At 69.0% G+C, this 23,255-nt stretch carries 16 protein-coding genes; 7 read left to right on the top strand and 9 right to left on the bottom strand.

Annotated elements, in window-relative coordinates; translation table 11 throughout:
• Position 1: 1 nt before the first annotated feature.
• From ASE78_RS09110 to ASE78_RS09090, 5 genes are all read right to left on the bottom strand, one after another.
• Complete coding sequence (locus ASE78_RS09110; protein WP_056495945.1) at positions 2–3,217, bottom strand: error-prone DNA polymerase; 3,216 nt, start codon at positions 3,215–3,217, stop codon at positions 2–4.
• A 240-nt stretch (positions 3,218–3,457) separates the two neighbouring features.
• On the bottom strand, positions 3,458–5,008 hold the full coding sequence (locus ASE78_RS09105) for a Y-family DNA polymerase (RefSeq protein ID WP_056495943.1): 1,551 nt from the start codon (positions 5,006–5,008) through the stop codon (positions 3,458–3,460).
• Positions 4,902–5,681, bottom strand: coding sequence for an ImuA family protein (locus ASE78_RS18940; protein ID WP_056495940.1), 780 nt, complete (start codon positions 5,679–5,681; stop codon positions 4,902–4,904). Before ASE78_RS18940 ends, ASE78_RS09105 begins: the two co-directional genes overlap by 107 nt.
• A 372-nt stretch (positions 5,682–6,053) precedes the next feature.
• Positions 6,054–6,938, bottom strand: a complete 885-nt coding sequence (locus tag ASE78_RS09095) for a transglutaminase family protein (RefSeq protein ID WP_056496443.1) — start codon at positions 6,936–6,938, stop codon at positions 6,054–6,056.
• Positions 6,938–9,424 carry a circularly permuted type 2 ATP-grasp protein gene (locus ASE78_RS09090; protein WP_056495937.1) on the bottom strand — a complete coding sequence of 829 codons (2,487 nt, stop codon included), beginning with the start codon at positions 9,422–9,424 and terminating at the stop codon, positions 6,938–6,940. The genes ASE78_RS09095 and ASE78_RS09090 overlap by 1 nt, the downstream gene beginning before the upstream one ends.
• 215 nt (positions 9,425–9,639) lie before the next feature.
• On the opposite strand from ASE78_RS09090, the gene ASE78_RS09085 reads away from it, so the two are divergent.
• Positions 9,640–10,152 carry a hypothetical protein gene (locus ASE78_RS09085; RefSeq protein ID WP_056495934.1) on the top strand — a complete coding sequence of 171 codons (513 nt, stop codon included), beginning with the start codon at positions 9,640–9,642 and terminating at the stop codon, positions 10,150–10,152.
• Between the two features lie 22 nt (positions 10,153–10,174).
• On the opposite strand, the gene ASE78_RS09080 is transcribed toward ASE78_RS09085, so the two are convergent.
• On the bottom strand, positions 10,175–11,104 hold the full coding sequence (locus tag ASE78_RS09080) for an L-threonylcarbamoyladenylate synthase (protein ID WP_056496429.1): 930 nt from the start codon (positions 11,102–11,104) through the stop codon (positions 10,175–10,177).
• A gap of 68 nt (positions 11,105–11,172) precedes the next feature.
• Between ASE78_RS09080 and ASE78_RS09075 the strand changes: the two genes are divergently transcribed.
• A complete protein-coding gene (locus tag ASE78_RS09075; protein ID WP_056495932.1) occupies positions 11,173–12,894 on the top strand; it encodes an acyl-CoA dehydrogenase in 1,722 nt (573 codons plus the stop codon).
• A gap of 15 nt (positions 12,895–12,909) precedes the next feature.
• On the opposite strand, the gene ASE78_RS09070 is transcribed toward ASE78_RS09075, so the two are convergent.
• The 3 genes from ASE78_RS09070 to ASE78_RS09060 form a co-directional block, all read right to left on the bottom strand.
• On the bottom strand, positions 12,910–13,107 hold the full coding sequence (locus ASE78_RS09070) for a hypothetical protein (protein ID WP_055760813.1): 198 nt from the start codon (positions 13,105–13,107) through the stop codon (positions 12,910–12,912).
• Between the two features lie 149 nt (positions 13,108–13,256).
• Complete coding sequence (locus tag ASE78_RS09065; protein ID WP_055760816.1) at positions 13,257–13,616, bottom strand: GntR family transcriptional regulator; 360 nt, start codon at positions 13,614–13,616, stop codon at positions 13,257–13,259.
• 38 nt (positions 13,617–13,654) lie between these two features.
• Positions 13,655–14,236, bottom strand: coding sequence for a nitroreductase (locus ASE78_RS09060; protein WP_056495929.1), 582 nt, complete (start codon positions 14,234–14,236; stop codon positions 13,655–13,657).
• Positions 14,237–14,377: 141 nt separating this feature from the next.
• Between ASE78_RS09060 and ASE78_RS09055 the strand changes: the two genes are divergently transcribed.
• From ASE78_RS09055 to ASE78_RS09035, 5 genes are all read left to right on the top strand, one after another.
• Positions 14,378–16,009 (top strand): peptide MFS transporter, encoded by a 1,632-nt coding sequence (locus ASE78_RS09055; RefSeq protein WP_056495926.1) that lies wholly within the window; start codon positions 14,378–14,380, stop codon positions 16,007–16,009.
• A gap of 255 nt (positions 16,010–16,264) precedes the next feature.
• Positions 16,265–16,684, top strand: coding sequence for a DUF2147 domain-containing protein (locus ASE78_RS09050; protein ID WP_055761534.1), 420 nt, complete (start codon positions 16,265–16,267; stop codon positions 16,682–16,684).
• On the top strand, positions 16,677–19,280 hold the full coding sequence (mprF, locus tag ASE78_RS09045; RefSeq protein WP_056495923.1) for a bifunctional lysylphosphatidylglycerol flippase/synthetase MprF: 2,604 nt from the start codon (positions 16,677–16,679) through the stop codon (positions 19,278–19,280). The genes ASE78_RS09050 and mprF overlap by 8 nt, the downstream gene beginning before the upstream one ends.
• Positions 19,277–20,032, top strand: a complete 756-nt coding sequence (locus ASE78_RS09040) for an AcvB/VirJ family lysyl-phosphatidylglycerol hydrolase (RefSeq protein ID WP_056495920.1) — start codon at positions 19,277–19,279, stop codon at positions 20,030–20,032. The genes mprF and ASE78_RS09040 overlap by 4 nt, the downstream gene beginning before the upstream one ends.
• 164 nt (positions 20,033–20,196) lie before the next feature.
• Positions 20,197–23,244 (top strand): TonB-dependent receptor plug domain-containing protein, encoded by a 3,048-nt coding sequence (locus tag ASE78_RS09035; protein ID WP_082467094.1) that lies wholly within the window; start codon positions 20,197–20,199, stop codon positions 23,242–23,244.
• Positions 23,245–23,255: the final 11 nt, after the last annotated feature.

Here is a 23,255-nt window from a genome sequence, read left to right as displayed (position 1 = left end):
TTCAATGGAAATCGCGCGACTTCGGCACCAGCCGGACGTCGCGCGGATGGCGCGCCGCCGGCGGGCGGGCGCCATCGCCGCTGCCGCTCCGGGGCGTCACCGGCCCCTCGCCCAGCGTATCGAGCAGGGCGCTGCCGTCCCACACCCGCGCGCCCATCAGGTGGACGACGCCTTCGGGGCTGCGCTGCACCTCGCCCTCCACCAGCATCAGCCGCGCGCCCATTACCTCGCGGCGATACGCCTCGAACAGTCGCGCCCACAGCACGACGTTGACGATGCCGGTCTCGTCCTCCAGCGTGACGAAGATCGCATTGCCCTTGCCCGGACGCTGGCGCACCAGCACCAGCCCGGCGGTGGTGCAGCGCGTGCCGGCCTTCACCGCCCCCACTTGCGCGCAACTCGCTACCCGCCGCCGCTCCAGCCGGTCGCGCAGGAAGGCGAGCGGATGCCCTTTGAGCGACAGGCGCAGCGTCTGGTAATCGGTCACGACCTGTTCGACCGGCGGCATCGCCGGCAACGCCATCGCCGGTTCGATCCCCAGCTCGGCAGCGCGGGCATGGGCGAACAGTGGCAGTTCGGCATCGGGCGTCCGCCGCGCCTCCCATAGCGCCTCGCGCCGGTCGAGCCCGATCGAACGGCACGCATCGGCATCGGCGAGCAGACGTAACGCGCGTTGCGGCAGCCCGGCGCGCCGGGCCAGTTCCTCGACCTGCGCGAACGGCCGCGCGGCGACGATCGCCTCGGCCCAGCCTGCCCGAAACCCGTCGATCTGGCGAAACCCCAGCCGCAGCGCCTGCCCGCCATCCTCCAGCGTGTTGTCCCAGTCGCTTGCGCTCACGTCGATGTCGCGCACCGCCACGCCATGGTCGCGCGCATCGCGCACGATCTGCGCCGGAGCATAAAAACCCATCGGCTGCGAATTGAGCAGCGCGCAGGCGAAGGCGGCGGGATGGTGGCATTTGATCCACGACGAGACATAGACCAGCCGCGCGAACGACAGCGCATGGCTTTCGGGAAAGCCGTAACTGCCGAACCCCTCGATCTGACGGAAGCAGCGCGCGGCGAAGTCGGCTTCGTAACCGCGCGCGACCATGCCGTCGATCATCTGCTGGCGAAAGCTGTCGATCGTGCCGACGTTGCGGAACGTCGCCATCGCCCGGCGCAGCCGGTTCGCGTCGGCCGGGGAAAAGGCGGCGGCGGTGATCGCCAGCTTCATCGCCTGTTCCTGAAACAGCGGCACGCCGAACGTCTTGCCGAGCAAGACTTCCAGTTCGCGCGGATCGTGCGGCGGCTTGGGCGAGGGATAGGTGATCGCCTCCCTGCCCGAGCGCCGCCGCAGATAGGGGTGGACCATGTCGCCCTCGATCGGCCCCGGCCGGACGATCGCCACCTGCACGCTCAGGTCGTAGAGGTTTTTGGGTTTCAGGCGCGGCAGCATGTTGATCTGCGCGCGGCTCTCGACCTGGAACACGCCGATGCTGTCGCCGCGCTCGAGCATGGCGTACACTGCGGAATCGTCGGCGGCGAGATCGACGGTCAGGTCATGGTCGCCAAGGTCGTGGGCACGCAGCAGCGCGAACGCCTTGCGGATGCAGGTCAGCATGCCGAGCGCCAGCACATCAACCTTCATCAGCCCCAGCGCGTCAATATCGTCCTTGTCCCATTCGATGAAGGTCCGCCCCTCCATCGCGCCATTGTGGATCGGCACCATCTCGTCCAGCCGGCCCTGCGTCAGCACGAAACCGCCGACATGCTGCGACAGGTGGCGCGGGAATTTCAGTATCTGGTCGACCAGTCCGCGCAGTTGCGCGATCTGCGGATCGTCCACGTCGAAGCCCGCGCTGGCATAGCGCCGCACCTCCATCTCCCCGGCGAAACTGCCCCAGACGGTGCTGCCCAGCCGCTGGGTCACATCACGGGTCAGCCCCAGTACGCGGCCGACCTCACCCACCGCGCTGCGCGGGCGATAATGAATGACGGTCGCGGCGATCCCGGCGCGCTCGCGGCCGTAACGGCGATAGATATACTGGATCACCTCCTCGCGGCGTTCATGCTCGAAATCCACGTCGATGTCGGGCGGCTCGCGGCGTTCCTCGGACACGAAGCGCGAGAACAGCAGGTCGTGGCTGCTGGGATCAACCGAGGTGACGCCCAACAGAAAGCAGACGATCGAATTGGCGGCAGAGCCCCGCCCCTGGCACAGGATCGGCGGATCGCACGATCGCGCGAAGCGGACGAGGTCGTGGACGGTCAGGAAATAATAGGCGTAGTTCTGGCTGCGGATCAGCGCGAATTCTTCGTCGAGGCGGCAGCGCACGCTGTCGGGAAAGTCGGTGCCATAGCGTTCCTGCGCGGCGGCCAGCACCAGATGTTCGAGCCAGTCCTGCGCTTCCCACCCCGGCGGCACGGGTTCGTGGGGATATTCATATTGAAGGTCGTCGAGCCGGAAAGCGATCCGCGCGAGAAAGGCGATGCTTTCCGTCACCGCCTGTGGGCAATCGCGGAACAGCCGCGCCATTTCGGCGGGGCCTTTCAGATGGCGCTCGGCATTGGCGGCAAGGCGGCGGCCGGCGGCGGCGATCGTCGTGCCCTCGCGGATACAGGTCAGCACGTCGTGCAGCGGACGCTGGGCCGGTTCGGCATAGAGCGCGTCGTTGGTGGCGATCAGCGGCACCCCCAGCCGCGCGGCCAGCGCGATCCGCGCCGCCAGCCGCCGCCGGTCGCGGCCGCCGCGCAGCATCGTCGCCGCCAGCCACACCCGGCCGGGGCAGGTGTCGCGCAGCCGGGCGAGCAGCACCGGATCGGCGTGCGTGACGATCAGCAACAACCCGTCGTGATATTCGAGGAGATCGGCGAGGCGCAGGTGGCACTCCCCTTTGCGCGCGCGCAGATTGCCGGTGCTGAGCAACCGGGTCAGCCGGCCCCATGCGGCGCGGTCGACCGGATAGGCGACGATGTCGGGCGTGCCGTCGTCGAACACCAGCCGCGCGCCGGAGACGAGGCGGAAGTCGACGTCGGGTAGGCCCGCCGCCGCCATCTTCTCCCGCGCTTGCTTGAGGGCGACATGCGCCTGCACCACGCCGGCCACCGTATTGCGATCGGCGATGCCGAGTCCGCTCAGCCCGAGCGTGATCGCCTGCCCCACCATGTCGGCGGGATGCGACGCCCCGCGCAGGAACGAGAAGTTCGTCGCGGCGATCAGTTCGGCATGGGCCATGGCGTCAGCGGGACGGGCCAAAGTTTACAAAGTTTACACTAGTGGCGATGGTGCGCGCGCCGGCGGTACAGGTGACGACGTGAGGATCAGGCCGTTCTACCCGCCCGCCCGCCACACCATCTTTCGTCATTCCCGCGAAGGCGGGAATCCATATGCGTCGACGTTTCGACCCTGTCCGCAGCGTCGGCGTGAATGGATTCCCGTCTTCGCGGGAATGACGGCGGGCGGCGGGCCATTCGATCACGCGAACACCCCATGGACATACCACGCCGGGTCCACCGTCTCGCGTTCGTACAGGCCGTGGCGGAAAATCCAGTAGCGTCGCCCGCGCACGTCCTCGACCCGGTAATAGTCGCGGGTGCGCGCCTTGGCCTGCCCCCGCCGCCACCACTGCGCGGCGATCCGTTCCGGCCCCTCGAACCGGATCACGTCATGCTGCGCGCGACGCCAGCGGAAGCGGTGCGGCGGGCCGTCGGGCACCTCGGCCATCACCTCGATCCGTTGCGGCGGGTCGAACAGGTGGATCGGGCGGAGCGGCGGCTCGCCCGCTTCGGGCACGTCCCATGCGACCGGGGCCGGCGCGGCATCCTGCGCGACGATCGTCAGCATCCCCTGTTCGGGCAGATGGCTGTCGCCCGGCCGCACCCGCGACACCCGCGCGCGGCCCAGCCGGGTGCTGAGACGATCGACCAGCGCGGCCATCGCCTCCTCGCTCACCGTGCCGCCCTCCAGTTGCAACTGGGTGGGAATAAGCGGTTCGAGCGCGGGGACGCTCAGGCGGAGCATGTCGAAGCCGAAGCCGGGATCGAGCGGATCGGCGAGGCTCGCGATCCGCTCGCGCATCAGCCGCAGGATCGTCGGCGGATCGCGTACCGGAAGGCCGCTGTCGACCGCCAGATCGCGCGTCGCGCCATCGGCCCGGTACAGCCGCACCGCGAAGCGCCGCCCGCCGCGGTCGCGCGCGACCAGTTCGGCCTCCGCTTGGCTGGCCAGTTCGCCGATCGCCGCCAGCACATCGGCGTCGCGCGCAATCGGTTCGGCGAAGCGCCGCTCGAAGAACAGCGCGGGCAGCGCGCGGCGCGGGCGCAGCCGCTGGTCGGCCTCGCCTAGCAGGCGTTGCAACGCGCCGACCGTCTCCTCGCCGAAGCGCGCGGCGATCGGCGCGGTCGGGCGGCTCGCCAGATCGCCGATGGTCTTGAGCCCCGCCCGGCGCAGCGCCACCGCGATCTCGTCGTCCAGCCGCAGCGCCGCCACCCCCAGCCGGCGGATCGCCGCCGCCTCGCTGGCGGCCGGAGTGTGCTGGAACCGCGCCAGCGCCTGCGCCGCATCGGGCGTGTCGGCCAGCGCATGGCGCAGCGTGCCCGCCCAGGCGAACCGCGCCTCGACCTCGGCGACCAGCGCGCCCTCCCCGCCCCACAGATGCGCGCAGCCGGTGATGTCGAGCGTCACCCCGTCGCCGCCGTCGAGCGCCACCATCGGCGTATAGCGGTCGCACGCATCGGCCAGCGCCTCCAGCCAGCCATGGTCGGCGAAGGGATCGGCATCGACGACGACCAGCTCGGGCAACAGCGCGCGGGCGTCGGCCAGCGTCATGCCCGGTGCCAGCCCCCTGTCGGCCGCGACCGGATCGACGGCGGACAGGCGCAGCGCGCCGCGCACCGCCTCGACACAGGCGAGCGGCGTGTCATCCGGTGCGGCGGCGTGCGATTGGCGCCGCAACCGGTCGGTGGGCAGGAACGGCCACCACAGCGCCAGATGGCGTCTGCGGGGCGGTGAAGAGGGTCTGGTCACGGTTCCACTCCACTTGCCAGCGTCCCTCGGCCCCCCGGCCGCGCTGGCGCAACAATTCCAGGTCGAGCGTCGGATGCCCCGGCGCATTGGCGGCGAGCGGCTGCGACGCGCAGGATCGCACCGCCCAGCGGGTGTCGGCGGCACTCGCCACCGGCGTCGCGGCGATGCGCAACAGCAGCGTCGTCACCCCGCTCTCCTCGGCGGCGAGTGCCAAGCGACGACTGGCGGTCAGGTCGAGCACGCGGGGATCGCGGTGCAGTTCGACCACCGCGACGCCGACCCCGCTACAGCGCACCACGTCGGCGGCGGCGCGCAGCAGTTCGAGCGGCCCGGGCAGCAGCACGATCAGCAGCCGGGCGGGATCGACGCCGATCTCGACCAGCCCCGGCGCATGGAGATGCCCGCCGGCGCGCACCGCCGCTTCCTCACGCAGCCAGACGATGCCGCCGCCGAGGCGGATCGACACCATGCCGGCAAATCCGGTAGCGCTGCCGCCGTCGCCCGACTCGAGTGCGAAGATCTCGTGCAGCCGCCCGCGCGCGATCCCGCCGCCGAGTGCCGCATCCATGTCGGCATGACCGGTTGCCACCTGCACCGCCTGTACCGACTCGACGCGCCGCTCGATCGTGGCGATGCGACGCTTGAGGGTCAGGAGGGGCGACTCTTCGTTCATGATTTGTTCTTTATCGCCTGACCCGCCGGGGTTCGTCAATCGGGGTTCGGGCTGAAGGTTGGTTCACGTGGAGGCGCGATGGACGCGAAGAAGGAATAAAGTGAGTTTCGCGCAGAGGCGCGGAGGCGCAGAGAGGGTGCGGCTTTGGCACATGGCGTCCGTCACCATGTTCGTCATTCCCGCGAAGGCGGGAATCCATAAACGCTGACGCCTGTGCAAGAACTGCGACGGTAGCGGCTATGGATTCCCGCCTTCGCGGGAATGACGAATGATACCATCGCGAGCGCACCCCCTCCGCGCCTCTGCGCCTCTGCGCCTCTGCGCGAACAATCCTTCTGCTTTCTTCTTCGCGGCCTTCGCGTGAAACCACCCTCACCCGATCGGCAACGGCTCCACATCGACCGAAACGTGCATCGTCTGCGCGCCCGATCCCAGCACCACGCCGTCGATCGGGGCGATGTCGGCATAGTCGCGGCCGATCGCCATCACGACATGGTCCTCGGCCATCCAGATGCCGTTGGTCGGATCGACCCCGACCCAGCCGAGCACCGGCCCGGCCCAGATCAGCACCCACGCATGCGTCGCATCGGCCCCGACCAGCCGCTCCTGCCCCGGCGGCGGCAGCGTGCGCAGATAGCCCGAGCAATAGGCCGCCGGCAGCCCGGCCGCGCGCAGCCCGGAGAGCATGATCTGCGCGAAATCCTGACACACCCCGCCGCGCTTGGCGAAGGCTTCGGCGATCGGCGTGTCGACCAGCGTTGCGGTCGGATCGAAGGCGAAGTCGCGCTGGATCGCCAGCGCCAACGCGATCGCCGCGTCGAGCACCCCGCGCGTATCGGCCAGTTCGGCCGCGCACCAGCCTGCGATCGCGGGATCGAGCGGCACGTGCGACGAGGGAAACAGATAGCTCGCCGGGCTGGCCGGCCCCGCGTCGCGCACCGCCGCCGCCAGATCGCGCACCTCGGCGATCGTCGGGTCGTCCGCCGAGGGCATCGGGATCGGCCGGTCGACCCGCACGGTCGCCCGGCTCTCGATCGTCAGCGTGCGTTCGGGCCGTTCGACCACCAGCCGGGTGACGTTGGCGAGGCCCGCCTGCGCGCGCGCCGGGGCGGTATGGCCGCCCGGTTCGACGACCAGCGCATAGTCCTCCAGCTCCTGTCCCGACCACAGGATCGGGCGCAGCCGCAGGTTACAGCGTGCATAGCCCGCCGCCTCCTCGTAATCGAAGCGGGTGACATGGCGAATGGCATAGCGCATCATGCGAGGGTCAGCCCGGCTTCGCGCAGCGCCTGCGCGCCTTGCAGGAAATAGCGGGTGGCGATGGCGTCGGACAGTTTCTGCAACTGCTGGTTGATCTCCAGCACCCAGCCGCGATCGATCCGGTCGGCCGCCCCCATGGCGATGCCGGCGGTCAGCCGCGCGGCGATGCGCTGTTGCGGTTCGGCCAGCCCGGCATCGTTCAGCACCGGCAGCTTCGCCAGATGCCCGACGATCGTCTCCACCTGAAACGCGAGGCCGCGCGGATTGCCGGGGTCGAGCGCGATCAGGTCGATTACCGGCACCCGCGCGAAGCCGATCAGATAGCGCTGGCGATAGCTGATCTGGCTGTCGGCCAGGTCGAGCAGCGTCGACAGGTCCTCGCCGCTCGCCCGGCGCAGGTCGACCGCGAGCAAGGTGCGCGTGGTGGCCAGCGCGCGTTCGATGCGACGGCCCAGATCGTGGAACCGCCACGCATCGGTCCGCCCCATATGTTCGGCCGACAGCCCGGCCAGCGCGGCATAGCGGCGCTGCAACGTGCCTGCCCGGTCGAGCAGCGTGCCGCCGACCGGATGCGGCGCATCGAGCAGCCGCACCATGTCCGCCGACAACCGGTCGCGCGACACCGCGCCGATGCTGGCGGCCAGCGCGTTGACCGCGCGCACGCTGCCCCAGCCGTCGACCGCCTCCATCGCCGCGCGCGCGAAATCGACGAGGTCGCGGCGGCGGTGACTGGGCGGGCGGGGTGCCGCTCCGGTATCGGCGATGATCGTCACCAGCCGCTCGACCGTCTCGGGGGCCAGCGCCGCGCCGGTATCCGCCGAGATCGAATGGCCGAACAGCACGCGGATGACGCCGAGCAGCGCCTCGCCGCGTTCGAGATACCGCCCCAGCCAGAACAGATTGTCGGCGACCCGGCTGGGCAGCGTGCCAGGGTTGCGGCGCAACTCGACGCTGTCGGTCGGTTGCAGCAGCGAGACGGGCGCGACCGGATCGGGACCATGGACGATGACGTCGGCCGACCACGACCCCTCACCCATCACCGCCGCGCGCGGATCGGGCTGATCGCCGATGCGGACGAATCCGCCGGGCAGCACCTGCCATTCGCCCGCCGCGTCGCGCGCGGCGAACACGCGCAAGCTGAACGGGCGGGGTTCGAGGCCCTCGCCGCAGCCGGTCGGCATCGTCGAGAGTTGCGCGACCTCCTGCCCGATATAATCCTGCGGCCGCAGCGCCATCGCCGCCGCCAGCCGTTCGCGCTGGCCCGCATCCAGCGTCGCGCCGAGCACCGGACCGCCATCCAGCCCCAGCACGCCGGGCACGAACGCCGGGCCGACGACCAGTTGGTCGAGATTGTCCAGCACCCGCGACCGGGCGGCGGCATCGCCGCACCACCATGTCGGGACGGAAGGCAGCGCCGGATCGCGGCCGAGCAGGTGCCGGCCGATCGCGGGCAGGAAGGCGGCGAATGCGGGCGATTCGAGGACGCCCACCCCCGGCGCGTTGGCGATGACGACATTGCCCGCCGCCATCGCATCGACCAGGCCCGGCACGCCGATCGTCGAGGTTGAATCGAACGCCAGCGGATCGATGAGCCGCGGATCGAGCCGCCGCCACAGCGCGTCGATCCGCTTGAGGCCGGCGATGGTGCGCACGTACAACTGGTCGTCGCGCACCGCCAGATCGGCGCCCTCGACCAGCAGGAAGCCCAGATAGCGCGCGAGATGCGCCTGTTCGGCATAGCTGGGGTTGAGCTTGCCCGGCGTCAACAGCCCGATGCGCGGTTCGGCGCGGCGGCAGGCGGCGGCGATCCCTGCGCGCACCCCGGCGAAGAACGGCGCGTGCCGCTCGACGTTCAGCCGCGCGGGCAGCGCGCCCAGCGTCCGCCCCATCGCCAGCCGGTTTTCCAGCGCATAGCCCGCCCCCACCGGCATGCGGACATGATCGGCCAGCACCCGCCACGTCCCCCCCGGATCGCGCGCGAGATCCATCGCGATGAAGTGCAGTTGATGCCCGCCGGGCGGCACCAGCCCGACCATCGGACGCAGGAACAGCGGCGATCCCGTCACCAGCATCGCCGGCAGCACGCCATCGGCCACCAGCCGCTGGTCGCCATGGATGTCGGCGACGATCGATTCGAACAGTCCGGCACGCTCGGCGACGCCGTGGGCGATGCCCTGCCATTCGGCCTTGCCGATCAGCAGCGGGACCGGCGAGAGCGGCCAGCGCCGCTCCTCGCTCTCGCCCGCCACGCGGTAGACGGTGCCGATGTCCTCGGCATGGCGCTGCGCGCGTTCGCGCGCCGGAGCCATCGTCTCGCCCGACAGCGTCGCCAGTTCCTCGAACGCTATTGCCCATGCCGCGCGGTCGCCCTCGCTCGCGTCGCACAGCATGTCGCCGCGCGGCGCGCGGGCGCAATAGTCGCGCACCCAGCGTTCGGCGGTCACGCCCGCGTCCAGCAGTCCGTTGTTCGCGTGGATCGCCATGCGCTCCCCCAATCCCCGCCTCTCCAAGCATGGGCGGCGGAACGGCGCAACCGCTTTGGGGGATGCGGCGTACCGGTGCAGGATCGAAAAACGCGGCACACAATCGTCGTGCAACGCAGGGTGCCCGAAGCGCGGCGTTCGGCAGGCCCTGTGGATGGCTCGACCAAACGACGCGGGCAGTTCCCAAAAATGCGGGAGTCCGTCAGAACGGACCCATGCCCGTCGTCGAGTTCGAGAACCGCAAACAACGTCCGCTTGTCCTGTCGATCGAACCGACAGGTGATCGGATCGAGGTTCCGCCGCTTGGGCGCGCCGCCATCCGCTATTCGCTGCCCGAACATGCAGAGGATCGTTACCATGCCGCGATCGGCGAACACAGGATCGATGTCTGGTGCGACGCAGGGGACTATGAGGTCGACATCGTTCCCCCGTCGCCATCGGACCGATTGCTGTGGGCGATTTGCGTGGAACTTGGCTATTGCGGCGGTGTCGTCGATGGCGAGCCCGTTACCGTAACCGATCTGATCCCTGCGGCGGGTGTACTGACCGCCGAAGAATTTGCAGAGCTGGTGATACGGGCGGACGGCTGGCCCGCATCAAGCCCCCTGCCGGACAACGCACTACGACGGCTTCAGACGAAGTTCGTCGAATGTTTCGGACGAACCTCGGTCGAGGCGGACGTGTTTCATCGCGTCACCCGGCGACCGTTCGATCGTGATCCCGCATAGCGGCGATATACAGCCTGAACGGCTACACCGCCGCCCGCCGCAACCGGTCGTTGATCGCCGCGCCCAGCCCCTCGTCCGGCACCGGGGCCACCGCGATCGACCGGGCGTCGCTCCGGTCCGCCCGATGCAGCGCGTCGAACAGCGCCGCCGCCGCCTCGGTCAGATCGCCGCTTGCCGACAGCGTGGCGTCGCCCGTCACCACGCCGAAGCCGATCCGCCATTCGCCCGCGCGCCACCCGGTCGCGTTCAGGCGCAGCGGCTTGCCCGGTGCGTAATGGCTGGCGAGCTGGCCCGGTGCCTCGATCCCCGCGCCCGCGCCGCCGACCGGCACGCCCAACAGCCCGGCGACGTCCTCGCGCGCGATCGGGCCGGGGCGCAGTTGCCGCACCGCTCCGCCGACACAGGCGATGATCGTCGACTCCAGCCCCCGCGCGGTCGGCCCGCCGTCGATCACCAGCGGTATCCGCCCGTCGAGGCTGCGCAGGACATGCCCGGCGCGGGTCGGGCTGATCGATCCGCTGGAATTGGCCGATGGCGCGGCCAGAGGCTTTCCGCACGCCGCCAGCAACGCCTGCATCGCGTCATGCGCCGGCACGCGGATCGCGATCGTCGCCAGTCCCGCCGTCACCAGCGAGGCGATCCCCGTATTCTCGCGCAGCGGCAGCACCAATGTCAGCGGCCCCGGCCAATAGGCATCGGCCAACCGCGCGGCATGGTCGTCGAACACCGCCAGCGCCTCGGCCGCCGCACGGTCGGGCACATGGACGATCAGCGGATTGAACGACGGCCGTCCCTTGGCCGCATAGATGCCGGCGACGGCACGCGAATCGGTCGCGTCGGCGGCGAGGCCATAGACCGTCTCGGTCGGCACCGCGACGCAGCCCCCGTCCGCGATCACCGCCGCCGCCGCTGCGATCCCCGCGCTGCCGTAAGGGAAGGTCCGGGTGGTCATCGAGGGATTTGGAAGCGCCATGATTTGGGGGCTATAGCCTATCGCAAAACAGAAACGAGAGAGGGCAAATGGACCTGACCCCCGCCACCGCCGAACAGCGGTTCGCGCTGACCCATGCCGCCGGTATCGAGGGGCTCGCGCAAAGCGAACGCTTCGCCGAGGCGACCCCCGACATGCTCGACGCCATCCTCGACGGGATCGGCCAGTTCGCGGCGGGCGAATGGCGGCCGCTCGACCGCGCGGGCGATAGCGTCGGTGCGCGCTGGACTCCGCAAGGGGTGGTGATGCCCGATGGCTACCGCGCCGCCTATCAGGCCTATGTCGCGGGCGGATGGGGCACGATCGGGTCGCCGGTCGACCATGGTGGACAGGGCATGCCGTTCGCGGTCGCCACCGCCGTCCTCGAAACGCTCGGCACCGCCAACATGGGGTTCGCGCTCGCCCCCACCCTCACGGTCGGCGCGGTCGAGGCGCTGGTCCATCACGGCAGCACCGAGCAACAGGCGCGCTACCTGCCGCACCTCGCCACCGGGGCATGGACCGGCACGATGAACCTGACCGAGCCGCAGGCCGGATCGGACGTCGGTGCGCTCACCACCCGCGCCGAACCGGTCGGCGACGGTGGCTGGCGGGTTACGGGCACCAAGATCTACATCTCGTTCGGCGATCACGACATGGCCGACAACATCGTCCACCTCGTCCTCGCCCGCACGCCGGGGGCGCCCAAGGGGACCAGAGGCATCTCGCTGTTCCTCGTTCCCAAATACCGGCTGAACGCGGACGGGACGCCGGGCGAGCCGAACGACATCCGCGTCGTCTCGATCGAACACAAGATGGGGCTGCACGCCTCGCCCACCTGCGTCCTGTCGTTCGGCGACAACGGAAACTGCATCGGCGAGCTGATCGGCGGTGAGGGCGGCGGCATGCGCGCGATGTTCACGATGATGAACAACGCCAGGCTGAACGTCGGCCTGCAAGGCGTGCAGGTGGCCGAGGCGGCGACGCAGCGCGCCGTCGCCTATGCCCGCGACCGGGTACAATCGGCGCGCGCCTCCGCGCCCGGCGCATCGGTCGCGATCATCGAGCATCCCGACGTGCGCCGCATGCTGCTGCGGATGACCGCGCAGACGATGGCGGCGCGCGCGCTGGTCTATTACGCCGCCGGGCAGGTCGATCGCGCGACGCTGGGGATGGAGGGAGCCAAGGCGCGGCTCGACCTCGTCACCCCGCTCGCCAAGGCGCACGGCACCGACATCGGCTGCGAGGTCGCGAGCCTCGGCATCCAGGTCCATGGCGGCATGGGCTATATCGAGGAGACGGGGGCCGCGCAGCATTTCCGCGACGCGCGCATCACCCCGATCTATGAGGGCACCAACGGCATTCAGGCCGCCGATCTGGTCGGACGCAAGCTGGTCGGCGACGGTGGCGCGGGGCTGGAGGCGCTGTTCGCCGAGATGGCGGGCGAGGTCGGCCATGCCGCGCTCGCCGACCTGCTGGGCGATACCCGCGCGGTGGCGCGCTGGATGCTGGAGGCGGATACCGACGACCGGCTGGCGGGCAGCTATCCGTTTCTCACCATGGTTTCGACCACGGTCTGCGGCTGGCTGCTCGAACGGCAGTTGCGTGCGCTGGACGATCATGGCGATCCCGACTTCGCGGTCCGCAAGCGGGCGGCCGTCGCCTTCTACCTCGATCGGATCGTGGCCGAAGCGCGCGGCCTCGGCATGGCGGCGATGGCCGGGGCGGCGGGCCTCTATACCCTGACGGCGGAGCAGTTCGCGGCGCGCTGAGGCGCGCCGCCGGCGTCAGGCGGCGATGCCCGGCCGGGTTAGCAGGTGCGTCGGGCGCACCGCGTTGTTGATCGGCAGCGTGTCGCCGCAACAGGCGCATTCGGCGATCACCCGTCCGACGTTCCACTGCGACGCGCCGCAGGTCGGGCAGTTATTGTGACCATGTAGCGCAAAGACCGGCACCCGCGTGCCGATGACGACCGTTCGGTCCATGCCGTTCTCCCTGAGCGGGGAGGAACGTCGCGTGCGCGTCACGGTTCCGTAACGAAGCCATCGGAAGAACCGGATCGGGGACAAGGGTTCCGCTCGTACAAAGTCGTTGGCCGATTGCCGACCACGGCCGACCGCAAACCGGCGCCGGATCAGGCGATCGCCCGATCCTCCAGCAGCGCGCGGGGGTCAAGCCCCAACAGGTCGATATGCTGGCGGATGCGCGGCCAGTGTCCGGTCAGGAAGCGTTCGCGCTCGGCCACGCACAGCCGCTCGACCGCGCCGGGCAGCACGAACATGCCGACGCCGCGCCGGACCTCGACATAGCCATCGTCCTGGAACGTCTGATAGGCCTTGGCGACGGTCAGCGGGTTCGCGCCATGTTCGGCGGCGAAGGCCCGGACCGAGGGCAACTGGTCGCCCGCGCGATAGTCGCCGCGCAGGATCGCCGCCGCGACCAGCGCGCGCAGGCGGAGATAGACGGGCGTGTCTTCATGGTCGATCGCTGTCATGCTGGATTAATACAGCAACCACCGCCGAAGTCCATCGCTCATCCGGCCCAGCGAGTACCGATCCGCGCCGGATCGGGACGCGGCCGTTCGTCGAGCGGGCGGCCGGGCGACCCGAAATAGAAGAATCCGACGATGCGCTCGCCCGCACCGCCAAAGGCATCGCGCACGGTCTCGTTCTCCGCCGCCCAGCCGGTCAGCCAGCTACCGACATAGCCCAGCGCATGGCCGGCATGCAGCAGGTTCATCGCCGCCGCCCCCGCCGACAGTTCCTGTTCCCAAAGCGGGATGTGGCTTGGGATGACCGGCGCGGACAGCATGACGACCAGCGCCTCGCCCTCGTGCGCGAACCGGTCGCAGGCGTCCAGTTGCGCCCCGGTCGCCTGCGGGTTGGCGGCGGTGAAGGCGTCGCGCAGCAACCGCGCCAGCGCCTCGCGCCGGTCGTTCGGCACGATCACGAAACGCCACGGCGCCAGCTTGCCATGGTCGGGCGTGCGCGCGGCGAGCGCGATCATCTGGTCCAGTTCGGCGTCGTCCGGCCCCGGTGCCACCATGTCGCGCGGCTTGCCCGACCGGCGGGTGCGAAGGTGGGCGAGCAGCGACGAGCGATCGTTGAAGGTCATGGCGCGGCAGGTAGGCACTGACGCCACCACGCACAATGCGCTTGGCATTGCCGTTTTCGCCGTTAGGCTCGCGCCATCCGCGAACCCCAGCGCCGTACCCGGCAGCAGGGGCGCCTATTTGTTTCGGGGGATGCGAGTACCGTGTTTGGCCTACCCATTATTCCATCGATCGCGGCGGGGTTCCTGATCCTGCTGCTGGCGCTGGGCGGTGTCGCCGCTGCGTCGAAGGGCGAAGAGTTCGCCGGCCATCCCAAGGGGCTCTACGTCCTGTTCTTTGCCGAAATGTGGGAGCGCTTCTCCTACTATGGCATGCGTGCGCTGCTGATCTTCTATCTCACCAAGCACTGGCTGTTCGGCGACAGCCAATCCACGCTGATCTACGGTGCCTATACCTCGCTGGTCTACATTACCCCGGTGCTCGGCGGCTATCTCGCCGACCGCTATCTCGGGCAGCGCAAGGCGGTGCTGTTCGGCGCGGTCGTCCTTACCATCGGCCACCTGCTGATGGCGTTCGAGGGGCAGAGCGGCATCACCGATCCGCTGGTCAAGCAGGCCGATCCGGCGATCAACATCTTCTGGGCGGCGCTCGCCTGCATCATCGTCGGTTCGGGCTTCCTGAAGGCGAACATCTCGGTGATCGTCGGGCAGCTCTACAGCCGCACCGATGTGCGCCGCGATGGCGCCTACACCATCTTCTACGTCGGGATTAACGTCGGCGCGGCGCTCGGCGTCATCTTCGCGGGCTATCTCGGCGAAACCTATGGCTGGTCCTACGGCTTCGGCGCGGCGGGCATCGGCATGCTGCTGGGGCTGCTGGTGTTCGTGCTCGGCAAGCCGCTGCTGAAGGGTCAGGGCGAGGCTCCCCGCCCGCTCGCCAAAAGCACCGAATGGACGCTGTACGCGCTCGGCCTCGCCTCGATCGGGGTCATCTGGGCGCTGATCCAGTACAATTCGGTCATCGAGACGCTGCTGATCGTCTCGGGTGTCGCGCTGCTCGGCTATGTCCTGTTCGAATCGTTCAAGCTGCCCAAGGAACCGCGTGAACGGATGTTCGCCATCCTGTTCCTGATCGCGCTCAACCCGGTGTTCTGGGGCCTGTTCGAACAGGCGGGTGGGTCGCTCAACCTCTATACCGACCGCTATGTCGATCGCGGCGGGGTGCCCGCATCGCTGTTCCAGTCGATCAACTCGATCTACATCGTGATCTTCGGTCCCATCTTCGCAGCACTTTGGGTGGCGCTGGGCAAGCGCCGGGTCGAACCCTCCGCCCCGGCCAAGTTCGCGCTGGCGCTGCTCCAGGTCGGCTTCTCGTTCCTAGTGTTCGTCTGGGGTGCGCGGAGCGTCGGGCCGGAAATCGCGACGCCGGTGCTGTTCGTGTTCCTGATCTACTTCTTCCAGACAACCGGCGAGCTGTGCCTGTCGCCCGTCGGCCTCTCGGCGATGAACCGGCTGGCACCGAAGCACCTCGCCAGCCTCATCATGGGTGCATGGTTCTACATGACGGCGGTCGGCAATTTCGTCGCGGGCAAGATCGGCGAGGCGACCGGCGGCGAAGGCGGCGAGATGACCAAGGAGGGCACGCTGTCGGTCTATGCGACGATCGGCTGGTGGACGATCGGCATCGGCGTGGTCGTGCTGCTGCTGTCGCGGTTCGTCACCCGCTGGATGCACCTCGGCTCACTGTCGGACGAGGTGGACCATTCGCTCGCCGGACAGGCGGAGATCGGCGAACCCAAGGCGGCGGGCGTCGACGTGTGGAAGGAACAACGCTGATCCCGGCCCCGACCGGCTGACCGTTGCAGACCCCGCTCCGGCCGATCCGCACCGTCATTCCCGCGAAGGCGGGAATCCATAGACGCTACCGTTTCCATTCCTGCCGGGACGTCAGCGTGTATGGATTCCCGCCTTCGCGGGAATGACGAACTTTGGTCAGCGGTCCCCAAACATTACCGATTGTTCAGCGCGCGCTGACCCTGCGGCAAGCTGCGCCCGGGCAGAAGCGTTCCCATGAACAACGGGGGTGTGACGATGAAACGGTGGATGGCGTGGGGCGCATCGCTGACGCTCGGGCTGGCCAGCCCGGCGCTGGCCGCCGATGCGGTGCCGGTGGGCGACTGGATCGGGCCGCATGCCGATGTCGCGGTGCGGACCGGTCCGTGCGGGACGATGCTGTGCGGCCGGGTGGTATGGGCCAGTCCATCGGCGCGCGCGCATGCCGGCGATGGTGGCATCACCCGGCTGATCGGCACCGAACTGCTCGAAGACTATCGCAGCGACGGCACGCATGGCTGGCGCGGCACGGTGTTCGTCCCCGACCTTGGCACCCGCTTCGCCTCGCGGATCGAGCAACCCGCGCCCGATCGCCTGCGGATCGCGGGCTGCATGTTCGGCGGGCTGATCTGCCGCAGCCAGACGTGGCACCGGATCGATCGGCTGCCCGGTGCCTGACCCCCGCGCCTTCCTCGCCCGCCACCGCACTGCGATCGGCATCCTGCTGGTCGCCGCGCTCGTCGCGCTGGGCTTCACCGCGCTGGAGACGCTGACCCGCGAAATCCGCTTCGACGACGTGGCCCATGCGATCCATGCGCTCTCGCCGGTGCGGGTCGTCCTCGCACTGCTGTGTACTGCGGGCAGCTATCTCGCGCTCACCTTCTACGACGTGCTGGCGCTTCGCGTCATCGGCCGGCCGCTGCCGTGGCGCACCGCCGCGCTCGCCTCGTTCACCAGCTATACGCTCAGCCACAATCTCGGCCTGTCGCTGCTGACCGGCGGGTCGGCGCGCTACCGCATCTACAGCGGCGCGGGGCTCGACGGGCCGGACGTCGCCCGCGTCGTCGCGGTGGCCAGCGGCACCTTCTGGGCCGGGGTAGTGACGGTCGGCGGAGTTGCCCTGCTGCTCCACGACGGCGCGCTGGCGCTGGCGGGGTGGACGCTGGGGCAAGGCGCGACCCGGGCGCTGGGCATGGGCGTTCTGGCGCTCACCATCGCGCTCCTCGCCGGCTGCGCCTTCGCCCCCCGCCCGCTCCGCCTGTTCGGCATGGCCGTTCCACTGCCCAGCCTCGCCCAAGCGCTGGCGCAGATCGGCATCGCCGTCGTCGACATCGCCTTTGCCAGCACCGCGCTGTTCGTGCTGATCCCGGGTGGACAGGCCGCGCTGCTGCCCGCGTTCATCCTCGCCTTCACCCTCGGCATGGTCGCGGCGGTCGTCACCCATGTTCCCGGCGGCATCGGCGTGTTCGAAGCGGTGGTACTGGCGGTGGTGCCGGTCGATCGCGCCACGCTGTTCGCCGCGCTGATCGCCTACCGCGTCGTCTATTATCTGCTGCCGCTCGGCATCGGTGTCGCGCTGCTCGCCGTGTATGAGGGCGCGCGGCGGCGGCATAGCCGGTGGCTGACCGGCCTGCGCGCGGTCGCCACCGGCGTGGCCCCGCTGGCGCTCGGCGCGGCGACGTTTCTGGGCGGGGCGATGCTGCTGCTGTCGGGCTCGCTCCCCTCGATCCACGGGCGGATGGGCGACCTCGCCGATCTGCTGCCATTGCCGCTGATCGAGGCGAGCAACGTCGCCGCCAGCCTGATCGGCACCACCTTGCTGCTGCTCGCTCCGGCGCTCTACCGCCGCCTCGATGGCGCGTTCGTCGCCGCCCGCGCGCTGCTGATCGCAGGGGCGGTCTTTTCGCTTGGCAAGGGGATCGATTACGAAGAGGCCTGCGTCTGCCTGGTCCTCGTCGCGCTGCTGCAGTGGACGCGCAGCGCCTTCTACCGCCGCACCACGCTCACCAGCCAGCCGATCGCGCTGCCGTGGCTGGCATCGATGGTGGCGGTGATCGGCCTGACGATCTGGTCGGGGTTCTTCGCCTATCGCCACGTCCCCTATTCGGGCGACCTGTGGTGGCGCTTCGCGCTCTACAGCGATGCGCCGCGCTTCCTGCGCGCGCTGCTGGGGGTCGCGGTGGTGCTGGCGGCGGCGTGCGTGTGGCGGCTGATGGCCCCGTCGCGCGTCCGTCCGGCCATGCAGGCGAGTATCGCCGACCGGCAGACCGTCCGCGACATTCTGGATCAGGCGGTCCGCACCGATGCGATGCTCGCGCTGACCGGCGACAAACGCTTCCTGCTGTCGGCGGAGGGCGATGCGTTCCTGATGTATCAGGTATCGGGCGCGAGCTGGATCGTGATGGGCGATCCCGTCGGCCCGCGCGCGGCATGGGGCGAGCTGTTGTGGAACCTGCGCGATCTCGCCGACCGCGAACAGGGCCGGTTGCTGCTCTACGAAGTCTCCTCGCCGGTGCTCGACATCGCGATCGGCATGGGGCTGACCATCGTGAAGTTCGGCGAGGATGCGGTGGTCGACCTCACGCAGTTCACGCTCGACACCCCGCGTCTGCGCACGCTGCGCAAATCCGAACGCGCGGTGGCACGCAAGGGCGCGGTGCTGGAGATCGTCCCCGCCGCGCGGCTCGATACGATCCTGACCGAGATCACCGAGGTTTCCGACGAATGGCTGCGGATCAAGGGCCAGCAGGAAAAGGGGTTCAGCCTCGGCCATTTCGATCCCGCCTATCTCGCCCATTTCGACATCGGGCTGGTGCGGATCGACGGGCGGATCGTCGCCTTCGCCAATCTGTGGCTCACCGCCGGCCACCACGAAGCCTCGGTCGACCTGATGCGCCACCGCGAGGATGCGCCGGGGGGGACGATGGATTTCCTGATGGTGAACCTGATGCTGTGGGCGAAAGGACAGGACTATGCCCGCTTCTCGATCGGCATGGCGCCCTTGTCAGGGATCGAGGACCGCCGGCTGGCCCCGGCATGGGCCAAGGCGGCGGCGTTCGTGTTCCGGCATGGCGAGCGCTTCTACGGCTTTCGCGGCCTGCGCACCTACAAGGAGAAGTTCGCGCCCGCATGGGAGCCGCGCTATATCGCCGGGCCGACCGGCGTCGCGCTCCTGAAAGGATTGCGCGACCTCTCGCGCCTGATCGGCCGGCCGCAGCCCGCCGCGCCGTTCCCGCCCGCCGATGCCCGGTTCGATCTTGAGGAGGCCCTATGACCCGCTCCCCCCGTCAGCGGCGCATCGCTCGCCGTCGTATCCTCGGCTGGTCGGCGCTCGCCGCCGGGCTGCTGGTGCTGCTGGCGCTCGCCGCCCCCGCGCTGCACCTGATCGACAATCGCGCGCTGCGCCTGTTCCGCGGCAACGGCGAGCGCAACCCGAAGGTCGTGGCGGTCTATCTGTCGGGGGACATGGGGCTGCGCTTCGGGCTCGGCGCGAAGGTCGTGCCCGCGCTCGCCGCGCACGGCATCCCGGTGGTCGGCGTCAGTTCGCCCGTCACCTTCGGCACGCGCCGCAGCCGGGCGGAGGCCGACGCGATCGTCGCCAACGCCATCCGCACCGCGATGGCGCGGACCGGCGCGACCCGCGTACTGCTGATGGGCCAGTCGTTCGGTGCCGACATCGTCTCGGCCATCGCGCCCGACCTGCCCGCCGACCTGCGCCAGCACATCGCCGCGATCAACGTCGTCGTGCCGGCGCAAAGCGTGTTCTTCCGCTCGGACCCGACCGGCATCCTCTATCACGGCACCCCCGACGCATGGCCCTCGGCGGGAATGCGGCGGCTCGACTGGGCACCGGTCATCTGCATCCATGGCCGCGACGAGCGCGAGAGCCTGTGCCCGACGCTCGCCGGCACGAAGGCACAGGTGATCGGCCTGCCCGGCGGACATTTCCTGCGCAACGACGACAAGCTGGTCATCGCCACCATCCTCGCGGCGCTGCGCTCCGCCGATCCGACGATACTGCGTTGATCCTGCTCATCCTTTCGACGGTGTGATGGAAGCGCAACACGCAATATGAATTGTATCATATTGTTTCCATAACGCTTTACGAGCCTGCTGCACTTGCACACAAGTTGCACCAAGGCCGGGCGATACGGGGGTATCGCCATCGTTGCCGGGAGGAAATTCACGATATGACGACCATCACCGGTCGCTCGCGCCTCGTCGCGGGTACCGCTACCCTGTCGCTTGCCGTTGCGCTGATCGCCGGCCCCGCCGCTGCCCAGACGACCCCGGCCTCGCCCGGCGCGCTGGAAGCGCAGGCGCAGGCCACCGACCCGACGACCGTTCAGGGCACCGCCGATCAGGGTGAGGGCGACACTATCGTCGTCACCGGATCGCTGCTGCGCCGCACTGACACCGAAACCCCCTCGCCGGTCACGGTGCTGACGTCGGACACGCTGGCCAAGGCCGGCATCACCAACGTGTCGGACGCGATCCGCTCGATCTCGGCCGACAGCGCCGGATCGATCGGCACCGGATTCCAGAGCGGCTTCTCGGCGGGCGGCTCGGCCGTGTCGCTGCGCGGCCTCGGCGTCTCCTCGACGCTGGTGGTGATCGACGGGCTGCGCTCGGCCAATTTCCCGCTGAACGACGACGGCCACAACGCCTATGTCGATCTGAACTCGATTCCGTTCAGCCTCGTCGACCGGGTCGAAGTGCTCAAGGACGGCGCATCGTCGACCTATGGCGCGGATGCGATCGGCGGCGTCGTCAACGTCATCCTCAAGAAGCAGTTCACCGGCGTCGACGGCCTCGTCGAAGGCGGCATCGCCGAGCGTGGCGACGCCTCGCACCAGCGCGTCCACCTGACGGTCGGCACCGGCGACTATGAGGCCAATGGCTGGAACGTCTTCGTCAACGGTGAATATCAGCGCGACGGCCGCGTCTCCAACTCCAGCCGCGGCTTCCCGTACAACACGCAGGATCTGACCCGGATCGGCGGGCTAGACAACAACGCCAGCGACAGCTCGATGACGGTCAACGTGCCGACCGCCTATGTCGCCCGCGTCCGCCAGAGCGACCTCAACAACCCGCTGTCGGGTCAGGCCGGCGCACCGCTGTCGAACCAGTATCAGGCGCTGGGCCTCGGCAACTGCGCGCGCGATACCTTCACCGTCAACACCACGGCGGTCCAGGGCACCGGCTGCAAATACGACCTGGTCGACAAATATCGCCAGATCCAGCCGCTTCAGGAGCGCTATGCGCTGAACGCCCGCCTGAGCGTCCGCCTCGGCGACAACGTCGAGGGCTATGTCACCGCGATGTACAGCCGCAGCGACGTGAGCATCAAGGGTACGCCGGCCGCGATCCGCGCGACGCAGCCGTTCGGTGCCGCGCCCTCGGTCGCCTCGTCGAATCCGGGCATCGTGCTGCCAGTCTATATCTGTTCGGCGGGCACCAACTGCGCGACCGCCAGCGACCGCCGCCTGAACCCGAACAACCCGTTCGCCACGGCGTACGCCAACGATCCGAACAACGGCGCCGCGCGCATCTATTATCTGTTCGGCGATATTCCGGCGGGCAGCGACCGCAAGAACGAGGTCTATCGCGCCGCCGCCGGCCTGAACGGCAGCTTCGACGACGACCGTTTCGGCTGGCGGGTCGAGGGCGTCTATGCCCGCGACGAGATGGAGATCACCCAGCACGGGCTGCTCAACATCGCCCAGACGCTGCGAGCGATCAACACCGGCTCGTACAACTTCGTCAATCCGCAGTCGAACAGCCAGGCGGTGCGCGACACCATCGCCCCCGACAAGACTACCCCGTCGTTCTCGACGATGGCATCGGTCGACGCCTCGCTGACCGCGAGGCTGTTCGACCTGCCCGGCGGCCCGCTCCAGGTCGCGATCGGCGGCCAGGTGCGGCGCGAGACGCTGGAGAACAACAACCAGAACGTGAACCTCGACACCTATGGCCTGACGACCGCCTCGGCGTTCGGCGCGCATACCGTGTCGGCCGCCTATTTCGAAGCGGACATGCCGCTCCTCGAAAAGCTCGATGTGAACGTGTCGGGCCGCTACGATCATTATTCGGAAGGCTTCGGCCGCTTCTCGCCCAAGGTCGGTTTCAAGCTGACCCCGGTGCGCGAACTGGCGTTCCGCGGCACCTATAGCCAGGGGTTCCGCGCCCCCACCTTCGCCGAATCGGGTGCGCGCAGCCAGTATGCCGGTTTCGTCACCACTACCCCGCCGTGCAATTTCATCCTCCAGCATGGCGGCACCGGTACGGCGTCGGCCTGCTCGGCCAACGGCAATCCATACAACCTGCAATATTCGCTGGGTCGCGGCGTCGCCGGCAACCCGGCGCTCGAACCGGAAACCTCGCGCAGCTTCACCGCCGGCGTGATCTTCCAGCCGGTGCCGTGGTTCAGCTTCACCGCCGACTATTACAACGTGAAGAAGAAGAACCTGATCGTCACCGGCCCGCTGGTCGGCAAGGCGGTCGAGGCATACTATAACTCGGCGAACCTCGCGGCGGCACAGGCGGCGGTCGCGGCGATCGGCCAGGGCTATTCGGTCAACAGTGTCGACGGCACCGATCCGAACTTCCCCAACGCCCTCCCGCGCGTGCTCATCATCAACGTGCCCTATGTGAACGCCAACTATGCCGTCACCGAGGGCATCGATCTGGCCGCCACGATCACCGCGCCAATCACCGACACGATCAAGTTCACCAGCCGCGTCGAAGTGACGCATATCTTCGAATACAACCTCGTCACCGGCACCGGTGCGGGCGACGTGCAGAATTATGCCGGCACGCTTGGGCCGTATGACCTGTCGTCGGGCAACGGCACGCCCAACTGGCGCGGCAACTGGCAGAACACGATCGACTTCGGCCAGTTCGCGCTGTCTGCGACCACCTATTACACCGGCCGCATCCAGTCGGTGTCGGAGGATCAGGGGCTGCCGCGCATCTGCGATACCGGCAACCTCTACACCCGCTCGTCGCCGCAGGATCAGACCTTCTGCTACGTCAAGCGGTTCATCAACGTCGACCTGAACGGCACCGCCAAGGTCAGCGACAATTTCTCGTTCTTCCTGAACGTGAAGAACCTGTTCGACGTGAAGGCTCCGATCGCCCCGGCGGCCTATGCCAGCGCGCCGAACTTCCTGACGACGTGGCACTATGCCGGCCTGATCGGCCGCCAGTTCCGCGCCGGTGCCAGCTTCCGGTTCTGATCGGACGCCAG

The organism is Sphingomonas sp. Leaf25, from assembly GCF_001421635.1.
GTDB lineage: Bacteria > Pseudomonadota > Alphaproteobacteria > Sphingomonadales > Sphingomonadaceae > Sphingomonas.
Note: the sequence above shows the minus strand (reverse complement) of the source record. Positions and strands in the feature narration are given on the sequence as shown.